The sequence below is a fragment of the Lactococcus sp. DD01 genome (genome assembly GCF_001578715.1).
Lineage (GTDB): Bacteria > Bacillota > Bacilli > Lactobacillales > Streptococcaceae > Lactococcus > Lactococcus petauri.
On record NZ_KQ968941.1, the window covers coordinates 91907 to 103940 of the forward strand.

13 protein-coding genes and 1 pseudogene are annotated in these 12034 nt (G+C 32.8%); 6 read left to right on the forward strand and 8 right to left on the reverse strand.

The window, feature by feature from the left end; genetic code table 11:
- From LACDD01_RS09395 to LACDD01_RS09420, 6 genes are all read right to left on the reverse strand, one after another.
- The coding region (locus tag LACDD01_RS09395) for an iron chelate uptake ABC transporter family permease subunit (RefSeq protein ID WP_156468522.1) at positions 1 to 290 on the reverse strand (290 nt) is incomplete at its 3' end.
- The gene (locus LACDD01_RS09400) at positions 291 to 1277 is read right to left on the reverse strand and encodes a FecCD family ABC transporter permease (RefSeq protein WP_061414716.1); all 987 of its coding nucleotides are present in this window, start codon (positions 1275 to 1277) and stop codon (positions 291 to 293) included.
- Between the two features lie 21 nt (positions 1278 to 1298).
- Complete coding sequence (locus LACDD01_RS09405) at positions 1299 to 2252, reverse strand: ABC transporter substrate-binding protein (protein WP_061414718.1); 954 nt, start codon at positions 2250 to 2252, stop codon at positions 1299 to 1301.
- 812 nt (positions 2253 to 3064) lie between these two features.
- Positions 3065 to 4009 (reverse strand): LCP family protein, encoded by a 945-nt coding sequence (locus tag LACDD01_RS09410; RefSeq protein ID WP_197458047.1) that lies wholly within the window; start codon positions 4007 to 4009, stop codon positions 3065 to 3067.
- 153 nt (positions 4010 to 4162) lie between these two features.
- Positions 4163 to 5674, reverse strand: coding sequence for a glutamate:gamma-aminobutyrate antiporter (gene gadC, locus LACDD01_RS09415; protein ID WP_061414724.1), 1512 nt, complete (start codon positions 5672 to 5674; stop codon positions 4163 to 4165).
- Positions 5675 to 5818: 144 nt separating this feature from the next.
- A complete protein-coding gene (locus tag LACDD01_RS09420; protein WP_019294331.1) occupies positions 5819 to 6643 on the reverse strand; it encodes an Rgg/GadR/MutR family transcriptional regulator in 825 nt (274 codons plus the stop codon).
- A 492-nt stretch (positions 6644 to 7135) separates the two neighbouring features.
- On the opposite strand from LACDD01_RS09420, the gene LACDD01_RS09425 reads away from it, so the two are divergent.
- From LACDD01_RS09425 to LACDD01_RS12425, 5 genes and pseudogenes are all read left to right on the forward strand, one after another.
- A complete protein-coding gene (locus LACDD01_RS09425) occupies positions 7136 to 7702 on the forward strand; it encodes a tryptophan transporter (RefSeq protein ID WP_061414727.1) in 567 nt (188 codons plus the stop codon).
- A gap of 117 nt (positions 7703 to 7819) precedes the next feature.
- The gene (locus LACDD01_RS09430) at positions 7820 to 8476 is read left to right on the forward strand and encodes a CPBP family intramembrane glutamic endopeptidase (RefSeq protein ID WP_061414731.1); all 657 of its coding nucleotides are present in this window, start codon (positions 7820 to 7822) and stop codon (positions 8474 to 8476) included.
- An 88-nt stretch (positions 8477 to 8564) separates the two neighbouring features.
- Positions 8565 to 9020, forward strand: a complete 456-nt coding sequence (locus LACDD01_RS09435; RefSeq protein ID WP_061414733.1) for a MarR family winged helix-turn-helix transcriptional regulator — start codon at positions 8565 to 8567, stop codon at positions 9018 to 9020.
- 11 nt (positions 9021 to 9031) lie between these two features.
- A pseudogene (locus LACDD01_RS12420) lies at positions 9032 to 9478 on the forward strand (GNAT family N-acetyltransferase); the annotation flags it as partial.
- A gap of 78 nt (positions 9479 to 9556) precedes the next feature.
- A complete protein-coding gene (locus LACDD01_RS12425) occupies positions 9557 to 10243 on the forward strand; it encodes a B3/B4 domain-containing protein (protein WP_061414806.1) in 687 nt (228 codons plus the stop codon).
- 45 nt (positions 10244 to 10288) lie between these two features.
- Here the strand turns inward: LACDD01_RS12425 and LACDD01_RS09445 are convergent, their stop codons facing one another.
- Together LACDD01_RS09445 and LACDD01_RS09450 are read right to left on the reverse strand one after the other, a co-directional pair.
- Positions 10289 to 10927, reverse strand: coding sequence for a nitroreductase family protein (locus tag LACDD01_RS09445; protein ID WP_061414736.1), 639 nt, complete (start codon positions 10925 to 10927; stop codon positions 10289 to 10291).
- 1 nt (position 10928) lies between these two features.
- Positions 10929 to 11351 (reverse strand): MarR family winged helix-turn-helix transcriptional regulator, encoded by a 423-nt coding sequence (locus tag LACDD01_RS09450; RefSeq protein ID WP_061414741.1) that lies wholly within the window; start codon positions 11349 to 11351, stop codon positions 10929 to 10931.
- Between the two features lie 146 nt (positions 11352 to 11497).
- On the opposite strand from LACDD01_RS09450, the gene LACDD01_RS09455 reads away from it, so the two are divergent.
- On the forward strand, positions 11498 to 12013 hold the full coding sequence (locus LACDD01_RS09455) for a MepB family protein (protein ID WP_061414744.1): 516 nt from the start codon (positions 11498 to 11500) through the stop codon (positions 12011 to 12013).
- The last annotated feature ends 21 nt before the right edge of the window (positions 12014 to 12034 follow it).

The window sequence follows — 12034 nt, forward strand, 5'->3', positions numbered from 1 at the left end:
GCTGCACCTGAGTTAATACCTAATAATCCTGCATCAACGATAGGATTCCTAGTTATTGTTTGTAAAATATAACCTCCAATAGCTAATGAACCTCCTACTAATAGGGAAGTTAATAGTCTAGGTATTCTAAAATTCCACAAAATTAACCCAATTGGGGAATTAATATCATGGTTAAATAATGCCTTTATTAACTGAAAATTTGAAACATCATAAGTTCCAGTGACAAGAGAATAATAGCAAGATATAATTAAAATTCCTAGTAGACCAAATAATATAAGATACTTGTTCATTTAATGTATTGTTGCCCCTCTCTTAATCAAATATAAAAATGTTGGCACACCTATCAAAGCAATAACAATTCCAATTGGTGTTTCAAAAGGATAATTTATATACCTTGAAAAATAATCACTTATAAGAACAAATAATCCTCCAGTAAGTGGAACAAAGAAGACAGACACTGCATATTTCTTACCAATAGATAACTTGATTATATGGGGAATAACTAAACCTACAAAAGCAATTCTTCCAACAATAGCAACGCTTAGACCTGTTAATAATACGACGATTACACCATAAAATAGTTCCCATTGTCTTCTCTTCATTCCTATAGATGTAGTAATTGAATGACCGTAGGAATAAATATCCATCTGTTTTCTGAGTAATATTATCAAAATAACTAAAAGTAATAAAATTGGCCAAAAATAGACAACATCTGAAAAGGAAACTCGATAAAGGCGACTATTATACCAAGAACTTACTGATTGAGCAATATTATAATAGCTTACTAAAAATGTAGTCATACTACTTAAAAGCATGCTAATTACAATACCTATTAGAGGGAAAGTTAACCGAGATTGACTTAAAAATAATATTTTATAAATATATAAGATGATAATATATGCCAAAAAAGAACCTATGACTGAGAAAGCAATACGTTCTGGCATAGTTAAATTAGGCAAAAAAATCATTCCAATAACAATAGCCAATGCTGAGCCATCACTTACCCCCATCAAAGTAGGATCTGCCAAATCATTTTCATATTGTAACTGCATTATAAATCCGCCAAGTGCTAAACTTGCTCCAATAGAAATAGATACTAGGACACGAGCCAGATGAGAAATGAAGATAATGTGCTCTGGGTTGTTTTTATCATAATCCATTAATACTTCTAAAAAAAATGCTAGTGGCTTTTTCATTTCAAAGGTAAGGGAAAGAAAGCTAAAGATTATTAACAACATCAAAGAAATTATAGTCCATAATATATATCTCGGCTTCATACTTAATATTCTTTTATCTTTCTATTTAAAAACTTTTTCATTAAGAGCTTTTAGCATAACGTCCTTACTTAAGTATGTTCCACCCTGATACCCACCATCAACTACATTATAGAATACATTATTTTTAGCTACTGCAGGTATATTTTTCCACAAAGTATCATTTTTTAAATCTGTTAAGGCATTTGGGAATCCTTTATTTTCGGAAGTTATAAATTGGACAAGAATGATGTCACTATCAATTTTTGAAAGTTGTTCTTTTGAAATTGTCGTTTGTCCCTTTACAGTTTGAATTTCTCTTGGTATTGAAAAACCTAAGTCTTTGTAAAGCATGGGATTATAATAGAAATCTTCTCCATAGATGCATAATTCGCCTTCTCTTATCCGAATAATCATTATTTTTTTGTTAGTGATTTCAGGATTATTTTTTTTGAAAGTTATAAGATCATTTTCATAATTAGAAACTAATTTTTTCGCTTTATCAACCTCTCCTGTTAGAGTTCCCATCAGTATTAAATTCTTATCCCAATCGTCAGATTTGTGGGAAACATTAATTGTTGGTGCAATTTTGGTCAAATTACTTGTTACTGAATCATCAAATTTTGTACTGCCTAATATAACATCAGGTTTTAAAGAAGCAACTGATTCAACATTGGGACCAAATTTATCTCCAATATTAGCAACATTTTTCCCTAATTTATTTTTTAGATATCCTGGCATATCTCCAGAAATTGTTACAGCTCCAATAGGGTGAAAGTTAAGTGCGACAGCATCTTCCATAGATTCAAAACTGGCTGTGATAATTTTTGAAGTTGGCGATTTAACATTATAAGTTTTATTTAGATAATTAATAGTGTCTGAAGACGTTTGTGATTGAGAAGTATACTTATTTTTATTATTGTCATTTTTAGTTCGCGAGCAACCTGATAAGAATACAGATAATAAAAGAATGCTGATAATATATAAAAATTTTTTCATAGAAATCTCCTAATTTTTCCTATTTTAAGACTATTCTGGAATTTATTTATTATAAAGATTAGAATAGTTTTATGTAAAGTAAAGTAAAACTTATGTTTTATTATAACTTTTATTTTATTTTAATAGACATAATTAAGTATAGCTATTTTTCCATAAAATGTAAATAGTTTTTGACATTTTAGGTGAATAATTGAATTAATTCGCTTATTTTTTCATATATCTCTTAAATATATATGGTAAGTATGAAATTAAGTAATCAAAAAGAATTGATAGTAATGTTTTTGGATAACCCCTATCAATTGTGATGGGTGCATAACTGAGGACTTAAAATTCTCAAAATAAAAAGACTACAGAAATTTTATATCAGTAATCTTTTTATTTTAAATATTTTATTCATATATCATATATTAAAGCTTTGGTGCATTTTATGGTGCGCTAAGCTATTCTAATTTTAAAGATAGCTATATTAAACATCTTTTATTAGTTTAGTTCCTAACAACTTGGTAAGGTAGAGATTGTAAGTAAAGATTACTTAAAATATGAACAGTAACCTTTTTATTATATACACACTATTTTTCTTCGCTTGGTTAGTTTTTTGGTTAATTCTTATTTTTTAAAACCTATAATCGCTTACTTATTAAGTTTCCCTCCCCCTTAAAATCATTTTACCAAATGCTTTATATTAATATTTTATCACAATCAAACATACAAAGTAAAAGCCGTAAAATTATTATTTTTGCTGTTTTTATTTTATAAATTTTTTTCTACACACATTTGTTTATCTTCGCCAAATAAAATATAATAACCTTTTATTAACTATCTTTTGACATAATATATTCTTGTTTATTTGCTTCATCAATAGAAATAAAATCTCCGTCGGGATTAATTCCGTACTCCGTACTTTTCCCTCCTTCCCTAATCACTGCAGATGGTAAATAATATAAATCTGGGCTCACTCCACATTCATTTTCATATGTAATAATATTACTACTTAAAGATTGTATCTTTGTCTCATTTATAGACTTCCTAAGGACATTTTGAATTGATAAATAAACATTGTTAGGTATAAATTGATATGAAATTTCATTTCCGGAAGCATCGTCAACCATCTTCCCTACTCCCTCATACTGGATTGAGACAACTTTGTTGAAACAGTCTTTATAGGACATAAGAGACATTAAATTTTTAACATCAACAGAAATATCTGTTTTAAAATCATTACTTATACTTTTAATAAATTTTTGGTAAGTAGTAATACTATTAAGATTTAGCATTTTTTTCATAAGAGCTTGAAGAACTTCACGTTGATGAGCTGATCTTCCATAGTCCCCATTAGGCAAATGATCACGGTCACGAGAAAATACTAATGCTTGTTCTCCATTTATATGCTGAGATTTTCCTTCACCTATAAATGGAACTACTGCTGTATACTGTGGTTCAGTGTTTGAAATAAATATATCTCCTCCTGAATCATTAATTACATCAATTCCACCAACATCGTCGACTAAGTTAACTAATCCATCCATATTCATTGCTACAAAATTATCAATAGAAATACCTGACTGTTCACTAATCGTATTCATAGCATAAGATACTGCTGTCTCTAATCCATTTTCATTATAGCCTAATGGATAGGCTGCATTCATTTTTTGAGTCGATAAAACTTCCTTTTTACTATTTATAATATTAGTCATAGTATCACGTTGAATTGATATAATTGTTGTTGTTTTAGTCTCTGGATTCAACGTTAAAATCATTTGGGAATCTGAGTTACCATTCCATGATTGTGCCCCCCCCTCGGTCATTATCACCAGTATCCACTCCAAGTAGTAGAATACTTAATGGCTTATTTGAATTTATTGACACCTTGGATGGAGTATTATTCACATATGTACATCCTCCAATTTTCTTTAATGTTTTAATATATGTTCTTCATTTTTTATAATATGATGCTCTCCTCGAGCTGCCGGATAAACGGCTGGGTTCACTTCTCCTGCTTTAAAGTGAATGGGTTCTTCAAGAGCCCCATGGCTCTTTTTATCATGCACTTCATAAATAACAAAGGGCAAGATTACTGTAACAGCAAAACTTATAAGTAATATCATTTGATAGGTTCGTGTCTCACTTTGAGCAATTGATTCCGGTGGAACAAAAGAAATGAATAAAGCAAACAGAGATAATAATAAACCTAATCCTGCAATAATTGATTTGCCTATCATTTTCCCTGGAACATTATATGTTCGTTTTAAGTTCTTTTTCTTGTAGATTAAGACGAAATAACCTAAGAAAAATAATAGATAGCCAACCAAATAGATCACTACTGTCAAAGAAATTGCTACCAAGAAGGACAAATTATTTCCTCCACCGCCAAAGGTTAAAATCGCTCCCCAGAGAGTCACGATAACTCCTTGGACCATAACTAACGGTACAGGAACATCATGGGTATTTGTTTTTCGTAAAAATTTTGGAAGTAATCCACGTTGAGCTGCTGCAAACATTCCTCGTGAAGGTCCAACTACCCATGAGCTCACTTCTCCCATTACTCCAAACGCAATCATTATCGCGATTATTTTAACCAGCCAACTTAAGTGGTTATTAAAATGCAATATTAGCGTTTGAAAAGTCTGAATCACACCGGCGCTTAAAGATAACTCTTTTTGCGGGATGACTGCAGCCACTGTAAAGCCTCCAAGCGCATCTAAAGAAATCGCTAGTATTACTAATAAAACCATTGCTAAAGGATAATTTCTTTTTGGATTTTCTAACTCATTGATGTGAGAAGCTGAAGCTTCAACTCCCATATAAGCTAAAACAAATGAAACAAAGACTACCAATGTTGAAAGTTGTGAAAAGTCTGGAATAAAAGCGGCCTTATTGATGGGGATTTCTATAGGATTTCCTCCTACAAAATAAGCGACTGCTAATACAAATAAAATGATGGATGGAATTACAATCCCAATAACAAACCCCGCTTTTACTAATTTTGCAGTGCGCTGAGTCCCTCCTAATTGTGAAAAAGTCAGTCCCCAAAAAATGACCAGCAAACCTATAAATTTAATGAGTGGATCTGAATTTAAAGCATCAAAATTTAATACGTATGATAGTGCTCCTAATATAAAGTATATCATTGTTACAAATCCAACTGTAATTTGAAACCATTGGAAAAAAATTGCTGCAAATCCAAAACGCTCTCCTAAAGTCTGGCTTACCCAGCTGAAGATGCCCCCATTTTTCCATCCTTCAACTGTGGACATTTCCGCAGCACATAAGGCAACTGGTAAAAACCATAGTATTCCGCCCAGTAGTAAAAAGAAAACCAAGTGCAATTTCGAAGTGGCAAAGGTCGGATACTCATATACTGTCAAAACCATTGAAGCAGTTAAAGCGAAGAATCCGAATAATGTTAATTTTTTTTGATTCATCATACCTCCTTAAAATATGTGGTAACAATTTTCAAAATAATTGTTGCCCAAATCTAGTTTTCATCTCCTTTCTATATCAAGTATATTCTCTTAAAAATAAAAAAACTCTCTGTATCTGTTGCTTTAAAGCAACAGATACAGAGATTAATTTTTTAAAAACTTTTCCAACCTTCTTTGATAAAATTCTTTCAATCGTAAACCTCCAAATTCCTCCAAAGCTCCCAGAGCACAATTAATTTTTTTACGTCCTAAATCCTTATCTTCAAAGTTAAAAATAACAATTCCTGTTGCCAGATGCCTTAAAACTTCAGCATATAAATCCACTCCCATTTCCCGATATTTTTTGGTAATTTCTAGTATATTTTCCGCTTCACTTCTTTCCCCATGCGCTGCAAAAATAGCCGCACTTTGATACGCAATCTGTAATAATCTTCGTCTGTACTTTAATAATCGACAATATTTTTCACACCTTTTGTCAAAATTGGCCAGAAGATTTTCCAGCTGATCAATAGCAATATGATCTGAGACAAAATAAAATAATGTGAGCTCAAAATAGCCCCATTCTTTAACATTACAAAGATAATTTTCAATCTCTCTCACTTCCAGGGGACTTATATTTTCAAGTCGAGTTTTTGCAGCAAGTGACAACATATGTTTTCCTGCTTCACGCGCCTCAAGATATAACTTTTGAATTTTATTTAGATCTTGACTAAAGTCCGCTTCTTCTAGTTCCAACAAGAAAAAATCTTGATAATTGGGCATAAAGTTATTTACAATTAATTCGTACTCTGCTAAGGGGACTTGCATCTCTTCTAACATCAAGTCAACGCGCTCAAAACTCATCATACTTTGCCCTCTTTCAAATCGAGATAAATTTGCTCTATTTATTCCAATCTTACTAAAATATGAGAGTCCCAAATTCTTTTGGTTCCTTAACTTTTTAAAACAATCTCCATATTTTTTATACACAGTTAATGACCTCCTAATTTTGTTTTTAACGTTATGATAAATAACAATAATTACATTTATGCCTAAAAAAATATGCACGTGAAATTATAACTCATTTACAAGTTGGTCGTCAAATATATACTCAATTAAGGCTATCAGGCATAGGTTTTTATGTTCAAAAAACTTCCTTTTAAATCTCTATATGGCGAAATTAATTTATCTCTGTGAGTTCAAAGCATTGACAGTTTTCTTAGAAAATGATATTATTACTCCTAATAAAAACGAAAGGAGCTGTACAACCAATGATCAACTGTTATTCTACTCAACTTTGGCAAAGATACAGGTGTATGTATGGCTTCTAACTGAAGAAAACCATAGATACAAATTTTAGTGTACTTTCTAAAACCTGTATCTATGCTCAAATTGGATGATTAAAGCATAGAAGTTTCTATGCTTTTTTGTGTTATAGAAAGTACTCTGCCTTATCATTAAAAACTAGAAAGAGGAACTTTTATGAATCAAAAAAACAAATCATCAAATACTATTGCACTTACTCCGATCTTCATTATACTTGGTCAAATTTTGAATATTATCACTCCCAGTATCGCTGGAATTATTCGCCCGGACTTTTCCTTGGCCTTTTTATTCCTCTGTTTAATGATTAAACCTACACTCAAACAAGTTTTCTTGGCAAGCGGTCTTGTTATCCTTACTTCCATGATTCTTGGTGGTAATCCGATTTTCCAGTTGCCAGCTACTTTTGACCGTACCTTGTCAGCCTTGGCATGCTTACTCTTATATAGGTTAGTCCTAAGAATTTCTCCCAAATTATTTTTAGCTAAAATAGGGGTAATCTATTTCCTCGCCACATTGATAAGTGGTTGCGTGTATGTTTTTGCGGTATATCTTTTGGGAACTTTACTTCACATTTCGGAGCTTATGGTTGTCTTTAAAATGGGCCTTCCTGTTCTTTTAATTACGATTTTTTCTACGGCATTTGTCAATTATTTCCTGGGAATTTTGCTCTACAAACTTGTTTCAACACTTTCCAAAGGCAAATATCTTTTCGCCGTTTCTTAATGAGAAATGAAAAAGACCTCTCTCTATAAAAACATAAACAATTTAATTGGTATAGACTTTATGCTATGTTAAAATATCTGAGGCGAATCGCCAATTCAAACAAGGAGGTCTATACTTTTGAATTTTTTACGTGATAATAAAAGAGAATTCATTGTATTAACTATATATATTTTATTTGTCCCCTTCCAACTTGGAATGATCCCCTTACTCTTTCTATCCGAGTTAGCTCAGACAAATTGGGTAGAATCTGATTTTTTAAACTTCGCAGTTGGTATAACAGTCTCTGCACTGACAGCACTTATTCTCTTCCGAAAAGAATTAAGAGAAAGTTTTGGCTATTTTAAGGAGCATTCCTTATGGAAAATTTTAAGCCTCCCCTTATGGATGGCAGCGATACTTTTGGTGGAATCTCTGGCTCAAGGTATTTATGGAAAGGGATTAAACCCTGAAAATCAAGCTGCTCTCTCTGAAATGAGTAAGCAAATCCCTTTATTCTTCACCATCCTTATTCTTGGTGTTTTAGGACCCATCATTGAAGAGATTATCTTTCGCCATATCTTCCTTAATAGACTCTCAAATTATACAGGAACACTAATTGCAGTCCTTGTTTCTACTGGTTTATTCACCGTTATGCATATGCAGCAACCTATGGATTTTGTCCTCTATGCACCTGGAGCAATGCTTTTAGCTTTAGCTTATTTAAGCTCTCAGCGTTCCTTAATTTTTGTTATTTGTCTTCATATGTTGAATAATATTTTAGGCTTATTAAGTTAAGGTATTTATTATATATAACTAAATAGTTGCAAACGCAACTATTTTATTTTATAATCAATACATCCTCTTTCATGAAAGGAGAAATACTATTCCAAATAATATTTTAAGAGATATCGGTACTATAGCACGCGCCTTAGATTCTATCAGTAATATTGAATTCAAGGAGCTGAAACTTGCAAAAGGACAATACCTCTACCTCAGTCGTATTTTTGAAAATCCTGGAATTAATCAACAACAAATTTCTGAACTTTTATGTGTCGATAAGAGTACAGCAAGTCGTGCTATCAATCAATTGGTAGAAAAAAAACTTATAAAAAAAGTTGAAGATACTGGAAACAAAAAAAATAAACTACTATATGTTACTTCTCATGGCAAAGAAGTTTACCCTATATTAAACAGAGAGCTTCACTATTCTACTCAAGTTGCCTTATCCGGTCTTAATGCACAGGAGATTAGTCAAGTAGAGAATTTACTCGGAAAAATCAGTCAAAATATCGTGGATAACTGGATCGATGTTAAAAAAGGAAAGAAACGAATCTACTAAAAGGAGTTGGTGTGAATATTAGAATTTCCCGCGTTACTAGGCAGGATCTACATGTCTTACAAGACTTAAGTATAGAAACCTTCGCTGAAACTTTTGGAGAACAAAATCCACCAGAAGATTTAGAGCTTTATTTAGAAAAGGCTTTTAATTCTCAACAATTAACCAAAGAATTCAATGACTCTAACAATAGTTTCTATTTTATTTTCCAAGATGGTTGTCTCGCAGGTTATATCAAGTGGAAAAATGTAACTCTTCCAGAACACTCTACTTTAGGTGAGGCTCTTGAAGTGGAAAGACTATATGTTAGAAAGTATTACCAGCACTTAGGCTTAGGAAAATATTTATTAGATTTTGCTTCCGAAGAAGCACAGCGCACACACAAGGAATATATCTGGCTCAGTGTCTGGGAGCACAATCCTACTGCTTATGGTTTTTATAAAAATCAAGGCTATGTGGAATGTGGATCACGTCATTTTCATTTAGGGACTTTAACGCAAACAGATTTAATCATGAAAAAAGAAATAAGGAGAACTACTATGCAAACTGTTACTGTGGATAAAAACTTTTGGGAACTTTTTCCAGAAGCTCAACTCTATACCTTAATTGTAAACAATATTGACAATCATGCTCATGATTTAGGCCCCTACCAAGAACTTCTAAAGGAGGCATTTAAAGAGTCTGAAAAATTTTTAGTTGAAGATGATTTTAAAGAAAACTTTGTCATCTCCGAATGGCGTGATATTTTTACACAGTTTAAGAAGAAAAAAGGTGCACGTTCTTCTATTGAAGCTCTTTTAAAAAGAGTGGCTCAGGGCAAAGGGCTAGAACCAATCAACCCACTTGTGGATATCTATAATAGTATTTCTCTTCGTTACGGTGTACCTTGTGGCGGTGAGGACTTAGATAAAATCAACGGCGATTTACATTTAGGCTTAGCCAAGGGGGGTGAAGATTTTTATCCTCTGGGGGCGCAAAAGAGTGAGCCAGCTCTTGCGCAAGAAATTATATATTATGACCTTGATGGTGCGATCTGTCGCTCTTTGAATTGGCGTGAAGCCCAACGTACCATGTTAACAGAAGAAACTACAAACGCCATCTTGGTGATTGAAGCAGTAACCCCTTCTCAACAAGAACGTGCACTAGAGGCTATCCAAGAGTTACAGGCTAAAATTAAGGATATTCTTGGTGTTGAGGGAGAAATTCAAATTATCAACAATAAGTAAGAAAGATAAATAATAAAAAGTGCTAGATAATCTAGCATCTTTTTATTATTTAAATTCTGTGATTTTTTCAGCCGCTAATCTTACAGATTCATATCCTGCTTCTTTGGCTTTGCCGACAGATAAAATCATTACTGGCACGTAACGGTTTTCGCCCAAACCAAAAGCTTCTGCCAATTGGTCTGCCTCGAATCCGCCGATAGGATTTGTTTCGTAACCATGAGCGCGTGCGATGAGCATAAATTGCATTGCAGCTAAGCTTGAATCAATTTTGACAACATCATTCATTTCTTCTTTACTAAAGCTTTGGTAGTGAGGAATAATCGCTTCTAACTGTTGATCACGCACTTCTGCTGGCATCTTGCCTTCTTCTACAGCTTGGTTATAAATTTCTTCCCCTAATTCATAACAGAGAAGATCCCCAAAAATAAGAACCATAGCCGAAGAAGTTTCATTTTGACGGGTATTAAAACGAATTAAAGGTTTTAATTTTTCTTTTTCTTCATCACTTTCAACAACAACAAAACGCCAAGGTTGCATATTTACAGATGATGGTGCTGTTGTTGCTTCTTGAATCATTTCAAGCATTTCTTCATGTGAAATTTTATAAGTTTCATCATAAACACGCACGGATTTTCTTCCAAATGTGATTTCTGAAAAAACATTATTTACAATACGAGTTGACATTTTATTCTCCTTTATGTCCCAATAACTTTGTGAGCAGCTCAAGAAGTACGTCTTCTTCTTGAGCTGTGAGTGCTAGCTCTAAACTTTTCTCAGAAGAGTTATTATAGTTTCTTTCACAATGTTCCAAAGCCTCTTTTGAGCTATCCGTGATTTTAACAAAAACTTCGCGATTGTTTTGTTTATTTCTCTCACGGGTAACATAACCTTTTGCTTCGAGCAATTTTAGATGCCTTGTAATAGCTGCGCTATCTATTTTTAACTCATTCTGTAATTGCCCTTGAGAACATTGACCGTTTTCCTTCAAAAACATCATAAGCTCATAACGGGTAATACTAAAGCCAGTTTCTTTTTCAAACTTCGTTGTCATCTCTTGATTCGCTAGTTTTAGCTTGTAAAAGAGCTGACTCATTTGTCTAAGGTTCATTTGTCCCCCTTTTTAAATTGACCGGTCAATCATTGACTAGTCAATGATACTACATTCCTATTTTTTTGTAAACTATTTTGATTGCTGCTGTGTCAAAATAAGTAGCTTTGATTTTTTCTCTCTCTTACTTGTGGTAAACTTAAACCATGTATAATTCGCTGACCTATATAACGACCCTTTTGAATGATTTAGGCTTATCCCCAAGTATACCTACAAAAGATACTTATAATTCTGAATACGAAGGTTTTTGTTTTCAAGCAGATGGACTATCTTTTCGAAGTCGTCACGCTAAAAAAACTCCTAAAAAACAAGGATATTTTGTAGCATTTTGGGAAAAGGACACCAACAACAAAAATATCCCCTTTAGTTTTGAAGCTTTTCCCGATAAACTTGTCATTTCAGTCATTGATGGACCCTTGAGTGGCCAGTTTATCATTCCCAAGAGCGTTCTTCGAGAAAAAAAGATTTTAAAACACAAGGGAATTACTGGAAAAATGGCTTTGCGTTTTTACCCATCCTGGGAAACTTCACTCAACAAAACTGCGCAGGCTGCCCAAAAATGGCAATGCGATTATTTCATTGATACTACTAATATTATCCAAAAAGAAAAATTAGCCCAATTGTATTTTTCTTCTACATCCATAAACAATAAAAAACCGTAGTTTTGAGCTTACGGTTTTTTA